General features: G+C 69.4%; 13 protein-coding genes. 7 read left to right on the top strand and 6 right to left on the bottom strand.

The genetic code is table 11. The features are described from left to right. Nucleotides 1–152: 152 nt before the first annotated feature. From lysS to prfB, 3 genes are all read right to left on the bottom strand, one after another. Nucleotides 153–1,697: a lysine--tRNA ligase gene (lysS, locus tag EV147_RS08025; RefSeq protein WP_130390561.1), complete on the bottom strand. Its 1,545-nt coding sequence runs from the start codon at nt 1,695–1,697 to the stop codon at nt 153–155. Nucleotides 1,698–1,740: 43 nt separating this feature from the next. After that, the gene (locus EV147_RS08020; RefSeq protein WP_130390560.1) at nt 1,741–2,511 is read right to left on the bottom strand and encodes an SDR family oxidoreductase; all 771 of its coding nucleotides are present in this window, start codon (nt 2,509–2,511) and stop codon (nt 1,741–1,743) included. A 118-nt stretch (nt 2,512–2,629) separates the two neighbouring features. Next, a protein-coding gene (prfB, locus tag EV147_RS08015) for a peptide chain release factor 2 (protein WP_130390559.1) occupies nt 2,630–3,734 on the bottom strand; the annotation gives its coding sequence in 2 pieces (ribosomal slippage) (nt 2,630–3,652 and nt 3,654–3,734; 1,104 coding nt in all). Nucleotides 3,735–3,948: 214 nt separating this feature from the next. Here prfB and EV147_RS08010 point away from each other — a divergent pair. Then, nucleotides 3,949–4,677: a peptidoglycan DD-metalloendopeptidase family protein gene (locus tag EV147_RS08010; RefSeq protein ID WP_130390558.1), complete on the top strand. Its 729-nt coding sequence runs from the start codon at nt 3,949–3,951 to the stop codon at nt 4,675–4,677. 34 nt (nt 4,678–4,711) lie between these two features. Here the strand turns inward: EV147_RS08010 and recJ are convergent, their stop codons facing one another. Further along, nucleotides 4,712–6,412, bottom strand: a complete 1,701-nt coding sequence (gene recJ, locus EV147_RS08005; RefSeq protein ID WP_130390557.1) for a single-stranded-DNA-specific exonuclease RecJ — start codon at nt 6,410–6,412, stop codon at nt 4,712–4,714. 45 nt (nt 6,413–6,457) lie between these two features. Continuing rightward, a complete protein-coding gene (locus tag EV147_RS08000; protein WP_130390556.1) occupies nt 6,458–7,597 on the bottom strand; it encodes a hypothetical protein in 1,140 nt (379 codons plus the stop codon). Between the two features lie 98 nt (nt 7,598–7,695). On the opposite strand from EV147_RS08000, the gene EV147_RS07995 reads away from it, so the two are divergent. From EV147_RS07995 to EV147_RS07980, 4 genes are all read left to right on the top strand, one after another. Beyond that, complete coding sequence (locus EV147_RS07995) at nt 7,696–8,946, top strand: lipoprotein-releasing ABC transporter permease subunit (RefSeq protein WP_130390555.1); 1,251 nt, start codon at nt 7,696–7,698, stop codon at nt 8,944–8,946. Then, the gene (lolD, locus tag EV147_RS07990) at nt 8,939–9,676 is read left to right on the top strand and encodes a lipoprotein-releasing ABC transporter ATP-binding protein LolD (protein WP_130390554.1); all 738 of its coding nucleotides are present in this window, start codon (nt 8,939–8,941) and stop codon (nt 9,674–9,676) included. Before EV147_RS07995 ends, lolD begins: the two co-directional genes overlap by 8 nt. Before the next feature lie 6 nt (nt 9,677–9,682). Then, a complete protein-coding gene (locus EV147_RS07985) occupies nt 9,683–10,510 on the top strand; it encodes a TatD family hydrolase (RefSeq protein ID WP_130390553.1) in 828 nt (275 codons plus the stop codon). A 120-nt stretch (nt 10,511–10,630) separates the two neighbouring features. Next, a complete protein-coding gene (locus EV147_RS07980) occupies nt 10,631–13,141 on the top strand; it encodes a DNA internalization-related competence protein ComEC/Rec2 (protein WP_130390552.1) in 2,511 nt (836 codons plus the stop codon). Between the two features lie 10 nt (nt 13,142–13,151). Here the strand turns inward: EV147_RS07980 and EV147_RS07975 are convergent, their stop codons facing one another. Continuing rightward, a complete protein-coding gene (locus EV147_RS07975) occupies nt 13,152–14,066 on the bottom strand; it encodes a MurR/RpiR family transcriptional regulator (protein ID WP_130390551.1) in 915 nt (304 codons plus the stop codon). A gap of 262 nt (nt 14,067–14,328) precedes the next feature. On the opposite strand from EV147_RS07975, the gene edd reads away from it, so the two are divergent. Together edd and EV147_RS07965 are read left to right on the top strand one after the other, a co-directional pair. Beyond that, on the top strand, nt 14,329–16,230 hold the full coding sequence (edd, locus tag EV147_RS07970; RefSeq protein ID WP_130390550.1) for a phosphogluconate dehydratase: 1,902 nt from the start codon (nt 14,329–14,331) through the stop codon (nt 16,228–16,230). Nucleotides 16,231–16,375: 145 nt separating this feature from the next. Then, nucleotides 16,376–16,894: a gluconokinase gene (locus tag EV147_RS07965; RefSeq protein ID WP_130391232.1), complete on the top strand. Its 519-nt coding sequence runs from the start codon at nt 16,376–16,378 to the stop codon at nt 16,892–16,894. The last annotated feature ends 116 nt before the right edge of the window (nt 16,895–17,010 follow it).

Raw genomic sequence — 17,010 nt, 5'->3', positions numbered from 1 at the left:
AAGGAGGTGTAGCGCGGAAAACGCTTGTGAATCAGGGGGTTACGGCGGTGTCGGAAGGTGTCTGACAGGGTGGGCGTAACAGAAAACTGGCCCTCACCCCCGACCCCTCTCCCGCATGGCGGGAGAGGGGAACACCCAGGGGGGGAGACCGCTCAATCTTCCCGGCGCAGATGCGGGAACAGGATCACGTCGCGGATGTTCGGGCTGTCCGTCAGCAGCATGACCAGGCGGTCGATGCCGATGCCGCAGCCGCCGGTCGGGGGCATGCCGTATTCGAGCGCGCGGATGTAGTCGGCGTCGAAGTACATCGCTTCCTCGTCGCCGGCGTCCTTCTGCTCGACCTGCTTGCGGAAGCGGTCAGCCTGGTCTTCCGGATCGTTCAGTTCCGAGAAGCCGTTGGCGATCTCGCGGCCCGTGATGAACAGCTCGAAACGCTCGGTGATGCCCGGCTGCGTGTCGGAGCCGCGCGCCAGCGGCGAGACTTCCACGGGGTAGTCGACGATGAAGGTCGGCTCCCACAGTTGCGACTCGGCGGTTTCCTCGAACAGCACCAGTTGCAGCGTGCCCAGCCCGGCGTTCAGGAACTGCGGCGCGTTGGTGTTGATCTTGAACTTGTCCTTGAGCTCGGTGCGCAGGAATGCGGCATCCGCCAGTTGCGCGTCGGTGTACTCGGGCGCGAACTTCTGGATGGCCTGGCAGATCGTCAGGCGGTGGAACGGCTTCGAGAGGTCCAGTTCGCGGTCCTGGTAGGTCAGCGTGGCGCTGCCGCGGGCGTCGATGGCGGCTTCGCGGATCAGGTTCTCGGTGAAGTCCATCAGCCAGCGGTAGTCCGTGTAGGCCGCGTAGAACTCCATCATCGTGAACTCGGGGTTGTGGCGCGGGCTCACCCCCTCGTTACGGAAGTTGCGGTTGATCTCGAACACGCGCTCGAAGCCGCCGACGATCAGGCGCTTCAGGTACAGCTCGGGCGCGATGCGCAGGAACATCTGCATGTCCAGCGCGTTGTGGTGCGTGATGAACGGCTTGGCTGCCGCACCGCCCGGAATCGGGTGCAGCATCGGCGTTTCCACTTCCATGAAGCCGGCGTCGGCCATATGGCGGCGCAGCGACGACATCGCCTTGGTGCGGGCGCGGAACGTGTCGCGCGTTTCCGGCGAGACGATCAGGTCCACATAGCGCTGGCGGTACTTCATTTCCTGGTCGGCCAGGCCGTAGAAGTCGCCCGGCAGCGGACGCAGGCTCTTGGAGAGCAGGCGCAGTTCGGTCACCGCCACCGACAGCTCGCCGGTCTTGGTCTTCATCAGCGTGCCGCGTGCCGCCACGATATCGCCAAGGTCCCACTTCTTGAAGCTGGCGTAGGTTTCCTCGCCGATGGCGTCGCGGCTCACGTAGAACTGGATGCGCGCCGTGGCGTCCTGCACCGTGGCGAAGCTCGCCTTGCCCATCACGCGCTTGAGCATCATGCGGCCGGCGATGGCCACTTCCACCGGGCTGGCTTCCAGTTCGGGCGCCTCGGTGGCGTCGTACTGGTCATGCAGCGCGCCGGCCTGGTGCGTGGGGCGGAAGTCGTTCGGGAAGGCGATGCCCTGCTCGCGCAGTGCCTGCAGCTTCTCGCGGCGCTCGGCGATGATCTTGTTCTCGTCTACGGCCGGCGCGTCGGTGGGCTGGGCGGCGGGCGTGCGGGTGGGTTCGGTCATGGTGTGAAATTCGGTTGCGCGAGGCGGAACCCCGCGCGGCAGTTCAATAGTTGCGGATGTCGTCGAGTTCGGTCGTGCCGAAATCGTCGCGGCCCAGGTAGGCCACGATGCGCCCGGCCACGTCGTCGGGCGAGGCCAGCTGGTCATTGGCCTTGAGGTCGCGGAAGCGCTGCACCTGGGCGAAATCGGCCTCGCGGATGGTTTCCTGCATGCCCGTGTCCACCACGCCCGGGGCCAGCGCCACGGCGCGCACCGCGCGCTCGGCGGGCAGGCTCGCGTATTCGGCGTTGACCGAGCGGATGAACATGTCCAGCCCCGCCTTGCCGGCGCAGTAGGCGCTCCAGCCCGGCACCGGGTTGCGCGCGGCGCCCGACGAGATCGCCAGCACGCGGCGCGGGCAGTCGAAACGGGCGGTGTGCTCGATGAACGCGCCGGTCATCGTCATCGGCGTGACGAGGTTGGTCTGCAGGTGCGGCACCAGCGTGGTGTCGCGCAGCTGCGTGATCGGGCCGATGGGCTCCACCACGCCCGCGTTGAGCACCAGCGTGATGCTGGCCGGGGTGTCGTCCACGGCGTCGAGCACGCTGCCGAGCCAGCCCGCCGACGGGCCCGGCTGCGACAGGTCCTGCAGGTGCCAGGCCACGGCCACGCCGCTGGCCGAGGCTTCGGCTTCCAGCCCGGTATTGCGGCTGCGGGCCACGCCGATGACGCGGTTGCCCGGCTTGAGCAGCGCGCGCACCAGTGCGGCGCCCAGGCCGCGCGAAGCGCCGGTGACGATGTAGAGATGGGTGGAGCGGGGCGTTCCGGTGGTCATGACGTGGACCTTCCTCTGTGAAACGGCTGGCGGTGGTTGGCTCGGGTTATTCTCGTGCGCGCCGCGCGGCCCGCTGGCGGAGCGGGGCCGCGCGGCGCGGGCGGTCTTGCGGCTCGGGTTACAGCCCCTGCTTCAGGCTGGCCTCGATGAACGGATCGAGATCGCCGTCGAGCACCTTCTGCGTGTTGGACATTTCCACGTTGGTGCGCAGGTCCTTGATGCGGCTCTGGTCCAGCACGTACGAGCGGATCTGGTGGCCCCAGCCCACGTCGGTCTTGCCGGCTTCGAGCTTGTCGGCCTCGGCCTGGCGCTTGCGCATCTCGTGCTCGTACAGGCGCGATTTCAGCATCGACATCGCCTCGGCCCGGTTACGGTGCTGCGAGCGGTCGTTCTGGCACTGCACGACAATGCCGGTCGGGATGTGCGTGATCCGCACGGCCGAATCGGTCTTGTTGATGTGCTGGCCGCCGGCGCCCGACGCGCGGTAGGTGTCCACGCGCAGGTCGGCCGGGTTGACCTCGACCTCGAACGAATCGTCCACCTCGGGGTAGACGAACACCGACGAGAACGACGTATGGCGGCCGCCCGACGAATCGAACGGCGACTTGCGCACCAGCCGGTGCACGCCGGTCTCGGTACGCAGGTAGCCGAAGGCGTAGTCGCCCTCGATCTTGATCGTCGCGCTCTTGATGCCGGCCACGTCGCCTTCGGACTCTTCGAGCACCTCGGCCTTGAAGCCCTTGCGCTCGCAGTACTTCAGGTACTGGCGCAGCAGCATCGAGGCCCAGTCGCAGGCCTCGGTGCCGCCGGCGCCGGCCTGGATGTCGATGAACGCGTTGGCCTGGTCCATCTCGCCCGAGAACATGCGGCGGAATTCCATGTCGGCGACGATGGCCTCGAAGCCCTGCACGTCGGTCTCGATCGAGATCAGCGTGTCGTCGTCACCTTCCTCGCGCGCCAGTTCGAACAGTTCGTCCGCCCCGGAGAGGTCCTCGGTCAGCTTGCGCAGCGTCTGCACGACGGCTTCGAGCGCCTTCTTTTCCTTGCCCAGGTCCTGGGCGCGCTTGGGATTGTTCCAGACGGCCGGGTCTTCCAGCAGTCCGTTGACTTCGTCTAGGCGGTTTTCCTTGACATCGTAGTCAAAGATACCCCCGTAGATCTTCCGTCCGGGAACGGAGATCGGAGATGGCACCGGAAATGGCGTTGAGGCGTTCTACTTCCATGGGATTCCTAGAATTCTGCGCTTGCGAAAACGTGGAATTATAGCGGATCGGGGCCGTCTTTCCGGCCCCCGCGCCCGGTTTGGCGTGGTAATCCTGCCAACCGGCCGCATCCCGGAAGGGCTCCGGGGCATCGGATGTCGGCTTCGCGCCCGCCTTTGCCTTCACTTCGGCGACAATAGCGGTCACGTTCCGGCTGTTTCCTCTCCCCCCGAGCATGACAAGTTCTTCCGTATTCCGTCCCAAGTCCGCCGCCCGCCGCCTGGCCGGGTCCCTTGCCGCCGTGTCCGTGGCGGTGCTGCTGGCCGCCTGCGGCACCACGCCGAGCGAGCCGGCGCCCGAGGGCTACTACCGCGTCGAGCGCGGCGACACGCTGTACTCGATTGCCCGCCGCAACGGCCGCTCGGTGGCCGAACTGGCGCGCTGGAGCAATATCTCCGATACCAGCCAGATCGAGGTCGGCCAGTTGGTGCGGATCAAGCCGCCGGCGGGCGCCGGTATCTCGGCCGCCAAGGCCGGCGCGGGTCCGGCCGTGGCCGACAAGCCCGAGAAGCCGGCCGCCGCCGAGCCAGCGCCGTCGAAGCCGCCCGCCAGCGCCATCAGCCTGCAGTGGCCTGCCGATGGCCGGGTCACGGGCCGTTTCGCGCCGCCGGCCGAGAAGGGCCTGCGCATCGAGGTGCCGGCCGGCGGCAAGGTCCGCGCGGCCGCGTCGGGGTGGGCCATCCACGTCGGCACGCTGCGCGGCTACGGCCAGCTCGTCATCATCAAGCACAACGACGACTGGCTGACCGTCTACGGCAACCTGGACAAGACACTGGTCAAGGAAGGCGCCCGCGTGGCGGTCGGGCAGGAGCTGGGCAGCATGAACAACGCCAGCGAACTGCATTTCGAGGTGCGCGGCAACGGCAAGCCGGTCAATCCGGCCAGCTACCTGCCGTCGCGCTGACCGGGGCAACGCCGCGCCGGTGCGCTGTTGCCCGCTATTGCGCGTGCTCGACGATCAGTTGCACGCGCGTGGCGCCGTTGAAGGTGTTGTTGTCGAGCCGGTAGGCCACCAGCGCGCTGGCGCCGTCCAGCGCGTCGGCGTGGTTGAACCAGATCGCGTCGAAGCGCTGGCTGCCGCGCCCGAGCTGGAGCTTGAGGTGCTTGCCCTTGAGCACGGTCTGGCGCAGCACGTCGAACTCTCCCGAGAACGTGGGTGGCGGGAAGCCCTGGCCCCAGACGTGACCTTCCAGCAAGGTCACGAATTCCGGCGAGAAGCAGGCGTCCTCGATATCGCCATCGGTCTCGATCACGCGGGCCAGCTGCTCGGCGTTGAGCCATTCGCGGCCCACGGCCTCGAAGGCGGCCACGAAGGTGTCGAAATCGGCCGCGCGCACGGTCAGGCCCGCGGCCATCGCATGTCCGCCAAATTTCACGAGCAGGCCCGGATGGCGCTTGGACACCAGGTCCAGCGCGTCGCGCAGGTGGAAGCCCGGGATCGAGCGGCCCGAGCCCTTGATATGCGCGTCGTCGCCCGGTGCGAAGGTAATCGTCGGGCGGTGGTATTTCTCCTTGAGCCGCGAGGCCACGATGCCGATCACGCCCTGGTGCCAGGTCTCGTGGAACACGCTGACCGTATGGCGCGAGGCCGGGTCCAGGCCGTCCAGCGGCTGCTCCAGGATCTGCAGCGCCTCCTGCTGCATGCCGGCCTCGATATCGCGCCGCTCGCGGTTCATGCCGTCCAGTTCCTGGGCAATCTCCCAGGCCCGGTTGGCGTCGTCGGTCAGCAGGCATTCGATGCCGAGCGACATGTCCGCCAGCCGCCCGGCCGCGTTCAGGCGCGGGCCGAGGCCGAAGCCAAGGTCGAACGTGTTGGCGCGCTGCGCTTCGCGGCCGGCGGCCCGGAACAGCGCGGCCACGCCGGCGTGCATCTTCCCGGCCCGCATGCGCTTGAGGCCCTGCGCCACGAGGATGCGGTTGTTGGTGTCGAGCCTGACCACATCGGCCACCGTGCCGAGGGCCACGAGGTCGAGCAGGGTCTGCAGCGGCGGCTGGGTTTCCTTCGTGAAGACGCCGCGCTGGCGCAGCTCGGCGCGCAGCGCCAGCAGCACGTAGAACATCACGCCCACGCCGGCCAGGTTCTTGCTCGGGAACTCGCAGCCGGGCTGGTTCGGGTTGACGATCACGGCGGCGTCCGGCAGCACCGCGCCGGGCAGGTGGTGGTCGGTCACCACCACGTCGATGCCGAGCGCGTTGGCGGCCGCCACGCCGTCCACGCTGGCAATGCCGTTGTCGACCGTGACGATCACGTCCGGCTGCTGGCGCGCGGCCAGTTCGACGATTTCCGGCGTGAGCCCGTAGCCGTACTCGAAGCGGTTCGGCACGATGAAATCGACCCTGGCGCCCAGCATGCGCAGGCCGCGCACGCCCACGGCGCAGGCCGTGGCGCCGTCGCAGTCGTAGTCGGCCACGATCAGCAGCTTGCGGCCCGTGGCGATGGCGTCGGCCAGGTACTGCGCGGCGTGGTCGATGCCCTTCATGCGGGCCGGCGGCACGAGTTCGGGCAGGTCGGTTGCCAGTTCGGACGGGTGCAGCACGCCCCGCGCGGCCAGGATGCGCGCCAGGGTGGGGTGCAGGCCCGCGGCGGACAGCACGCCGGCATGTTCGGGGGAGTGGGAGCGGATGGCGATCCGGGTCATGTGGGGATGGGGTCTCGCGGCAGGGGGTGCGTCGGCCGTCAGCGGTCAGGCGGCCATGGCCAGGTTGGAGAGCAGGGCGCGCCAGTCGCCGCGCGCGCCCAGGCCGCGCCAGAACTTGCGCAGGTCGGCCCGGGTCACGGTGAATTCGGCAAAGTGGTTCTCGCCGCCGAGCACGAACGTGGCGGCCTGCAGTTGCCCGGCCATCAGTGCGTCCAGCACGGGCTGGAACCACTCGGCATCGAGCGCGTGCATCCGTTCCAGCCACAGGCCCCAGTCGGCAGAGATATGGGCTTCGGTGGCGCTGTCGAGCAGCGTCAGGACGCTCCCGGCGCCGTCCGGGGCGGGCAGGTCGGCGAAGCGCGCCGGCTGCGGGCCGGTCTGGCTGCCGCCGGCGAGCGCGAGCCCGGCCAGGAACGGATCGTCGGACAGCACGGTATCGGCCAGCTTCCGGACCGGGCGGACCTTGCCGCCGCCGTGCAGCCAGACCGAATTGACCGGCAACCGGCCCGTGGCCTCGCGGGCCTCGTTGACCGGGTGGCTGTGCCAGGTCATCTGGATTTCATTCTGGAAGCGCCGCCAGTCCCGCGCGCGCGGGCCGGCCTGCATCCAGATGTCGATATTGCGGCCCGTGGCGCGCACCGGCGTGGTGGCCAGAAGTTCGCCAAACGTCGCTTCTGGCACATACCAGCGGGCCGGCCGGGGAGCTTCGAGCCGGATGCCGGACTCGTCGAGCAACCCGGCAATGGCGGCGCGCAACGCGTCGGCCTCGGCCGGGGCGATTTCCACCTGGTCGGGATGCATCAGCACCAGATGGTCGCGCGCGGCATGGATGTGCACCGGCTGCAGGCAGGCCCAGCCGGCTTCCCCCGCTTCCCCGGCGTCCCCGGCGTCCCCGGCCGGCAGCCCGGCGGCGGCGCGGTCCGCCAGCCGCATGAACGGGGCGGTCGGTACCTGTGCCGTGTCCAGCCCGGCCCGGCCCGCCAGCCAGCGCTCCTGGGGCAGCGAGCGCAGGTAGGGGTCGTCATGCGTCTCGCGCGGCCCGGGCGTGGCGCGGGTCAGCAACTTTCCGAGCGCGGGCAACTCCAACTGGCGCAGCAGCGCGCCCGGCACGACATCGTCCGTGGCGTCGTCGCCGGCGCCCGGCGGGACGGAAAAGGGCACAATCAGGGTCAGGTGCGTCGTCATGGTGGGCGAGATTGTAAACTCCCGGCTGGCCGGCGCCAGTTTTCCGTCACCCAAGGTAGACTGCCGCCGGACGCATTTCCAGAACAACAGGACTTCCCTTGAACTTTCCTTACGAGTGGCAGATTGGCTGGCGGTACACCCGCGCCAGCAAGCGCGCCAGCCGCAATACGTTCATTTCGTTCATTTCGATGATCTCGATGCTCGGTATCGCACTGGGCGTGGCGGCGCTGATCGTGGTGCTGTCGGTCATGAACGGCTTCCAGAAGGAGGTGCGCGACCGCATGCTGTCGGTGCTGGCGCATATCGAGGTGATCGGCGCCGCGCCGCTGCAGGACTGGCAGAAGACCGCCGCCGAGGCCGAGCGCAACAAGGAGGTGGTGGGCGCCGCGCCCTACGTGGCCGCCCAGGCCATGCTGACCCGGGACGACGCGGTGCGCGGCGTGCTGCTGCGCGGCGTGGACCCGGCCCAGGAACCCAAGGTGTCGGATATCGGCAGCCAGTTCAAGGCCGGCAGCATGAACGCGCTGGTGCCGGGCGGCTTCGATATCGCGCTGGGCAGCGAACTGGCCAACGCGCTGGGCGTGCGCGTGGGCGACAAGGTCACGCTGGTGGCGCCGCAGGGCACCATCACGCCGGCCGGCATCCTGCCCCGGCTCAAGCAGTTCACGGTGGTGGGCATCTTCTCGTCGGGCCACTACGAGTTCGACAGCGCGCTGGCGCTGGTCAACATGGCCGACGCCGAGGTGCTGTTCCGCCAGAACGGCCCGTCGGGCGTGCGGCTCAAGCTCCGGGACATGCAGCAGGCGCCCCAGGTGGCGCAGGAGCTGGCCGGCACGATGTCCGGCGACCTCTACCTGCGCGACTGGTCGCGCCAGAATCGCAACTGGTTCGCCGCCGTGCAGACCGAAAAGCGCATGATGTTCATCATCCTGACGCTGATCATCGCCGTGGCCGCCTTCAACCTGGTGTCGACGCTGGTGATGACGGTGACCGACAAGCAGCCCGATATCGCCATCCTGCGCACCATGGGCGCCCAGCCGCGCTCGATCATGAAGATCTTCATCGTGCAGGGCGTGGCCATCGGCTTCATCGGCACGGTGCTGGGCGTGCTGGGCGGCACGCTGATCGCCACCAACATCGACGTGATCGTGCCGTTCATCGAGCGGCTGCTGCACGTGCAGTTCCTGCCCAAGGACATCTATTTCATCAGTGAATTGCCTTCGGACCCCCGCGTGAACGACATCGCCACCATCGGCATCATTTCCTTCGTGCTGGCCACGCTGGCCACGCTCTACCCGAGCTGGCGTGCCGCCCGCGTGAACCCGGCGGAGGCGCTGCGCTATGAATGATTCGACGCTGCTCCAGGAGGTTTCCCCGGCCGCGCCGGCCGCGCGCACCGGCGCCCCGGTGCTGGTGGGCGAGGGCCTGACCAAGCGCTTCCGCCAGGGCGGGCTCGACGTGGAGGTGCTGCGCGGTGTGGACCTGCACGTCAATGCTGGCGAGAAAGTGGCCATCGTGGGCGCCTCGGGCTCGGGCAAGTCGACGCTGCTCCACGTGCTGGGCGGACTCGACGATCCCGATTCGGGCCGCGTGGCGCTGCTTGGCAAGCCCTTCACGGCGCTGCGCGAGAAGGAACGCAACGTGGTGCGCAACCGCTCGCTCGGTTTCATCTACCAGTTCCACCACCTGCTGCCGGAATTCACCGCGCTCGACAACGTGGGGATGCCGATGCGGATTCGCGGTCTCAGCGAGGCGCAGGCGCGCGAGGCCGCGCAGGCCATGCTCGAACGCGTGGGCCTGGGCGGGCGCTCGAAGCACCGGCCCGGCGAGCTGTCGGGCGGCGAACGCCAACGCGTGGCCGTGGCGCGGGCGCTGGTAGGCCAGCCGGCCTGCGTGCTGGCTGACGAGCCGACCGGCAACCTCGATGACCACACCGCCGGCGGCGTCTACGACCTGATGCTCGAACTGTCGCGCACGCTGGGCACGAGCTTCGTGATCGTCACCCACGACATGGAACTGGCCGGCCGCTGCGACCGGATCTTCCGGCTGCGCGACGGCCACCTGCATAGCGAGCGCTGAGCCGGTATGTGGATCGACACCCACTGCCACCTTGACGCCAGCGAGTTCGACGCCGACCGCGACGCCGTGACGGCGGCCGCGGTGGCGGCGGGCGTGACCGGCATCGTGCTGCCGGCCGTGGCGGTGTCGAACTTCGGCGCGGTGCGCGCGCTGGCGCACGGCAACCGCCACTGCGTCTACGCGCTCGGCATCCATCCGCTGTGCACGCCTGGCGCCGGACAGGCCGATCTCGACGCCCTGCGCCAGCAGGTGGCAGCCTCGATCGATGATCCGCGCCTGGTGGCCATTGGCGAGATCGGGCTCGATTTCTTCGTGCCCGGCCTCGACGCCGCGCACCAGACCTGGCTCTACACCGAGCAACTGAAGATTGCACGCGAGTTCGACCTGCCGGTGCTGCTGCACGTGCGCAAATCGCAGGATCAGGTCTACGCCCAGTTGCGGCGCGTGGGCGTGCGGCAGGGCATCGCCCACGCATTCAACGGCAGCAACGAGCAGGCGCGCCGCTACGTGGAGCACGGCATGAAGCTCGGGTTTGGCGGCAATGTGACGTTTTCCCGCGCGAAGCAGATCCGCCGGCTGGCCGCCGGGTTGCCCATCGAAGCGATCGTGCTCGAAACCGATGCGCCCGACATTGCCCCGGCATGGCTCTCGGACGACCAGTTCGGCGAGCAGCACAAGGCGCGCAACACGCCCGGCGAGGTGGCTGGCGTGGCACGCGTGATGGCCGGGCTGCGCGGCATCGGCGAGCGCGAGCTGGCCGATCTGATGTGGCGCAACGCCGTGGCGGCATTGCCACGGCTTGGCACTTTCGCCGACATCATGGCGCCGCGTTGACGCGCGTCATCCTGCGCGCCGATTTCACGCTTTCGACACCTCGGCACAACATCCGGACACGTTTTTCCTGATTTCCACGCGGTACAAGTACGGCTTTCCATCTTGCGAAGGAAGGGTCCGATGCGTGTGCTGCTGCTGGCTTTCGTCGCCGGTTGCTGGTGGCTCCAGCAGCAGGGCGCGCTGCCGTCCGCGTGGTGGCTGCTGGTGGCCGCGTGCGCGGCAGCGGCAGCCTGCGCGGTGGGGCGGCTGCGCGCGCCGGTGCGCTGGACGGCGGGGGTGGCGCTGGCGGTGCTGGCCGGCTTCTCGTGGGCCGCGTGGCGGGCCGAGGTGCGGCTCGGACACTGGCTGGACCCCTCGCTGGCCGGGCGTGAACTGAGCGTGACGGGCATCGTGGCCGGATTGCCGGACGCGGCGCCGCACGGCACACGCTTCGCATTCCTGCCTTCGCACTGGGAAGGGCAGGGCGAAACGCAGTTTCTGGCGAAACGGCTATTGCTGACATGGCGCGATGCGCCGGAAGGGCTGGAGCCCGGACAGCATTACCGCCTGACCGTACGCCTGCGCCGGCCGCGCGGGCTGGCCAATCCGCATGGTTTTGACTACGGCTACTGGCTGCTGGCGCAGGGATTCGATGCCACCGGACACGTGCGCGCCGGAGCGTTCGTGGCCGATGCCGGTGACTTGCCGCTCGCCGTCCGGATCGCCCGCTGGCGCGCCGGCCTGCGCGACCACCTGCGGCAGGCGCTGCCGCCCGACGCCCGCTTCGGCGCGGTGCTCGTGGCACTGGTGATCGGCGATCAGCGCGGCATCGCCCGCGAGGACTGGGAGGTGTTCCGTCGCACCGGTATCTCGCATCTGGTCAGCATTTCGGGGTTGCATATCACGATGCTGTCCGGCGCCGCCGGGGCGCTGGCGGGGTGGGGCTGGCGGCGGTCGTTCGGGTTCGGGCGGTGGCTCGGGCGCACCCGATGCGCATCCTGCCCCCTCTCCCGCTTGCGGGAGAGGGGAGCAAACCGGCGCCTTCGGCTGATTCCACTCCCCCTCCTCTGGCCGTCCCAGAAAGCCGCCCTCGTCGTCGCCGTGGCCACCGGCTTTGCCTATGCCGCCATCGCCGGCATGCAGATTCCGGCGCTGCGTACCGTGACCATGCTGACCGTCGCTGCCGTGGCGCTATGGAGCGGGCGGGCGCCGCCGGCGTCGGTCGTACTGGCGTGGGCGGCCGCGTTGGCGGTGGCGATCGATCCGTGGGCGGTCATGTCGCCGGGCTTCTGGCTCTCGTTCGGCGCGGTCGCCGTGATCTTCTTCCATGCGAGCCGCGCCGACGAGGCCGGCCGGGAGCGCGCGCCCGAAGGCTGGGCGGCAAGGCTGCGTGCCAGCATCGCCAGCGCCGCGCGGACGCAGTGGGCGGTGACGATCGGGCTTGTGCCGCTGACCTTGTTGCTGTTCGGTCAGGTATCGGTGGTGTCCGGGCTGGCCAATGCGGTGGCGATTCCCGTGGTCAGCCTGCTCGTGACGCCGCTGGCATTGTTTGCGGCCGTGGCGCCTGCGGGGTTGGCGCCGCCGCTGCTCGCCATCGCCCATGGCGCGCTGGCGTGGCTGGTGCAGGGGCTGGCGTGGCTGGCGGCGCCCTCTTGGGCCGTCTGGGAGGCCGCCCAGGCCGGGCCGCTTGCATTTGGGTTGGCGTGGCTCGGCGTGGTCGTGCTGCTGGTGCCGCGCGGCCCGCAAGGGCGGGCTCCGCCCCGCTGGACCGGTGCCGTGCTGATGGTGCCGATGCTGGCGGCGGGCCGCACGCCAGTGCCGCATGGCGAGTTCCGGCTGACTGCGCTCGATGTGGGGCAGGGCACCGCAGTGCTCGTGGAGACGCGGGACCGGACACTGCTCTATGACGCGGGGCCGGTCTACGTCTCCGGCACCAGCGCGGGCGGGCAGGTCATCGTGCCGTTCCTGCGGGCCAGCGGCGTGCGGCGGCTCGACATGCTGATGGTCAGCCACGAGGACGCCGATCACGCGGGCGGTGTCGCCGATGTGCTGGGCGCGGTGCCGGTAGCGGCGCGGCTGACGGCGGCGCCGCCGGATCACCGGCTGCTGGCGCCGGGGCAAACGGCGGGGCAAACGGCGGGCTGGCGGCCTTGTCTGGCCGGCGCGGCATGGACCTGGGACGGGGTGTCGTTCGACATCCTGCATCCGTCGCCGGCGGACCTCAACAGCAGCCGGCTATCCAGCAACGCACGCAGTTGCGTGCTGCGCGTGTCCACCGGGCGGCGCAGTGCGTTGCTGACCGGCGATATCGGCGAGCGCGAGGAACTGGCGTTGACGCGGCGCCTGGCGCCCGGCGCGTTGCGGGCCGACTACCTGCTCGTGCCACATCATGGCAGTGGCACATCGTCGAGCCGAGGTTTCCTGGGGGCGGTGCGGCCGGAGCTGGCGGTGTTCCAGCTCGGCTTTGGCAATCGGTACCGGCATCCGCGCGATGACGTCTGGCGGCGCTACGCCCGCGCCGGCATTGCACGCTACCGGAGTGACGAGACCGGGGCCGTCACGATCGAGACAAGAGGCGAGGGGCAGGCCGTGGCGACGTATCGCCAGCAACACCGCCGCTACTGGCGCGATGTCGTGGCAGCCCCGCGATGAACGTGCCGCCCTACAGTGTGGACGTCGTAGTTTTACGATTTCTGCGCGACGTAGCGGGCTTGGCTTCGGCCGGCAGCGGGGCCGGGTCGGCGCCGGCGATACGGCGCTCGCGCAGATGGGCCTTGGCGCGCTGCAATCCGCCGGCCACGGCTTCGGCGCGGTCGAGGGCCACGCCGGCCGCGAGCACGTCGCCAAGCACGAGGTGGCAGATGCGCGAGGTCATCGGGGTATAGACCTCGCTGTCTTCCTCGACGTCGGAGAACACGCAGACATCGGCCAGCTTTGCCAGCGGCGAGCCGCTGTGCGTCAGGGCCAGCACGCTGGCGCCGCTGCTGCGGGCCAGGGTGGCGGCGGTCAGCATGTCCCAGGTGCGGCCGCTGTTGGACACCAGCACGGCCACGTCGCCGGGACGCAGCAGCGCGGCGGACATGCTGAAGACGTGGGGGTCGGAATACGCCGTGGTCGGGATGCCGAGCCGGAAGAACTTGTGCTGGATATCAAGCGCGACGATGCCCGAATTGCCGCAGCCGTAGAACTCGATGCGGCGCGCGCCGGCCAGCAGGCGGATGCCGTGCTCGATCTGGTCGGCCGAGAGCGCGTTGCGCACGGTCATCAGCGTGGCGATGGTGCGGTCGAAGACCTTGCCGGCGATGTCGGCCGGACGGTCGCTGGCCGCCACGTCCTGGTGCACGAACGGGATGCCGCCGCCGAGGTTCTGGGCGAACTGAAGCTTGAACTCTTTGAAGCCGTCATAGCCGAGCGCCGCGCAGAAGCGCGCGATGGTGGGCTGCGAGACGCCGGCGCGCTCGGCCAGTTCGGGCATGGTGAGCCGGATGACGCTGGCGCCGTGCCGGGTCACGTAGTCGGCAAGGCGGCGTTCGGAGGGCCGCAGGGTGTCGTAGACGGCGAGGATTCGGTCGCGCATGGTGATGGTGTGCGTGGTGTCGGGCCGGCGGTGTGGGGGGTGTCCGCCTTGTTCTTGTAGAGATTCTACACGTTTGACCGTCGATTTCCTGTGCTTCCCGGTACGCGTGAATCTCGGGATTTACCCCAATTTCCAAGCCTCAAGCGCCCCAGCGGGGATCCGGGGCTTTCGTCGCCGCGTCGCTCCTGGCTATAATGTAGAAAATCTACAGGATCGGGAGCCTTGCTGGTTCCCGGCTTCCCCCACGAGGATCGATTCCGCCATGTCCCCAGCCGCCCCGGGCCACGCCCGTGCCGAAGTCTCGGCCGTTACCGAACGCATCGTCGAACGCAGCCGCGCCAGCCGTGCCGCCTATCTGGCCCGGTGCGAGCGCGCCCAGCAGGAGCTGGGGCCGCTGCGCGGCATGTCGTGCGCCAACCTGGCCCACGGCTACGCGGCGCTGCCGTCCGACGACAAGCTCAGGCTGCGCGTGGAACATGCGCCGAACCTCGGCGTCGTGACCGCGTACAACGACATGCTGTCGGCGCACCAGCCCTACGAGCGCTATCCGGCCGTGATCCGCGAGGCCGCGCGTGCCGTGGGCGCGGTGGCGCAGGTGGCGGGTGGCGTGCCGGCGATGTGCGACGGCATCACGCAGGGCAATGCCGGCATGGAGCTGTCGCTGTTCTCGCGCGACGCCATCGCCATGAGCACGGCGGTGGGGCTGTCGCACAACACCTTCGATGCGGCGCTGATGCTCGGCGTCTGCGACAAGATCGTGCCGGGCCTGCTGATGGGCGCGCTGCAGTTCGGCCATCTGCCCGTGGTCTTCGTGCCGGCCGGGCCGATGGCCTCGGGGCTGTCGAACAAGGAGAAGGCACGCGTGCGCCAGCTCTACGCCACGGGGCAGGTGGGCCGCGACGCGCTGCTCGAAGCCGAGAGTGCCGCCTACCACAGCGCCGGCACCTGCACGTTCTACGGCACTGCCAATAGCAACCAGTTCCTGATGGAAATCATGGGGCTGCACATGCCCGGCGCGGCCTTCGTGCATCCGGACAGCGGCCTGCGCGATGCGCTGACCACGGCGGCCGCCCAGCGCGCGCTGGCGCTGATCGCACGCGGCCGGGAGTACACGCCGCTGGCGCGGATCGTCGACGAGCGCGCCATTGTCAACGCGATGGTCGGGCTGCTGGCCACGGGCGGGTCCACCAACCATACGATCCATCTGGTCGCCATGGCCCGCGCGGCGGGGATCATCATCGACTGGAACGACTTTGACCGGCTGTCGGCCGTGACACCGCTGCTGGCGCGCGTCTATCCGAACGGCGCCGCCGATGTGAACCATTTCCACGCGGCGGGTGGCGTGGCCTACGTGATCGGGCAACTGCTCGACGCCGGCCTGCTGCACGAGGACGTGCAGACCGTGGCCGGTCCGGGCCTGGCGCGCTACACGCAGGAGCCAGTGATGACGGACGGCGTGCTGCGCTGGCGCGATGGCCCGACCACGAGCGGCGATGCCAGCGTGCTGGCGCCGGCGTCCGCGCCGTTCTCGGCCGAGGGTGGGCTGCGGCTGATGGCCGGCAACCTCGGGCGGGGCGTCATCAAGGTGTCGGCGGTGGCCGGCGAGCACCGCGTGGTGCAGGCCCCGGCGCGCGTGTTTGATTCGCAGGAGGCGCTGCAGGCCGCGTTCGAGGCCGACGAACTGAACCGCGACGTGGTGGCCGTGGTGCGCTTCCAGGGGCCGAATGCCAACGGCATGCCCGAGCTGCACCGCCTGACCCCGGCACTCGGCGCGCTGCAGGACGCCGGGCACAAGGTGGCGCTGGTGACCGATGGCCGCATGTCGGGGGCGTCGGGCAAGGTGCCAGCCGTGATCCACGTGGGTCCCGAGGCGCTGGTGGGCGGGGCGCTCGCGCGGGTATGTGACGGCGACGTCATTCGCGTGGATGCCGTGGCCGGCACGCTCGAACTGGTGGGCGACGCCGCGGTACAGGCCGCATTTGCCGCGCGCCAGCCGGCCGCCGCACCTGCCGACGATTTCGCGCAGTTCAGCATGGGGCGCGGCTTGTTCGGCCTGTTCCGCCGCCATGCGCGGATTGCCGAGGAGGGCGGCAGCGCGCTTGACCTGTCCGAAGCCGATGCCGGCGCGGCGGCTGTCCAAACCCACGCGGCCGTCGCACAATAGGCGGCATCAGCCGCCGTTTCTCAAGAAATTCCTAGGTTTTCCCCGGCGCCAGGGCGTCCGGGGCACCGCCGCGCAGCCGACTGCCGCGTGGCGGCTACCGACAAGGATGGCGACACCATCCGACACCATGATCGATGGAGCAGACATGATCTATATCCTGATGGGCGTTTCCGGCAGCGGCAAGACCACCGTGGGCCAGATGCTGGCGCAGCGCCTGCATTGCGGCTTCCACGATGCCGACACGTTTCACAGCGAGGCCAACAAGGCCAAGATGCACGCCGGCATTCCGTTGACCGATGACGACCGCTGGCCGTGGCTGGCCGCCATGCGCGCCGCCATCGACGCAGCCCGTGCCGAGGGCCGGACCCACGTCTTCACCTGCTCGGCGCTGCGCCAGATCTACCGCGACCGCCTGAGCCCGCCCGACGGCGGCGTGACGTTCGTGTTCATGAAGGGCGATGCGGCCACGATCGGCGGCCGCCTGTCGGTCCGCTCGGACCACTTCTTCAACCCGGCGCTGCTGCAAAGCCAGTTCGACACGCTCGAAGAGCCGCGCGACGCGCTGGTGCTCGATATCCGGCGCCCCCCGGAGACGCTGGTGCAGGACATCCTCGACAACTGCCCGCCGGAATCGGCGTCTTGTGCGGGAGGCGCGGCCCGGTAACCGCCATCTCACTGGTATTCCCTGCCGCTGGCTCGCATCTTGCTAACCCTTCCCACGCGTTCAAGCAGGCTTCCCTTGCGGGATTTGCCGGCGTGGATATGCTGAAAGCGTAGTCT

This window comes from Cupriavidus agavae (assembly GCF_004217045.1).
In the GTDB taxonomy this organism is placed as follows: Bacteria; Pseudomonadota; Gammaproteobacteria; order Burkholderiales; family Burkholderiaceae; genus Cupriavidus; species Cupriavidus agavae.
This window is presented reverse-complemented; position numbering and strand designations above follow the sequence as displayed.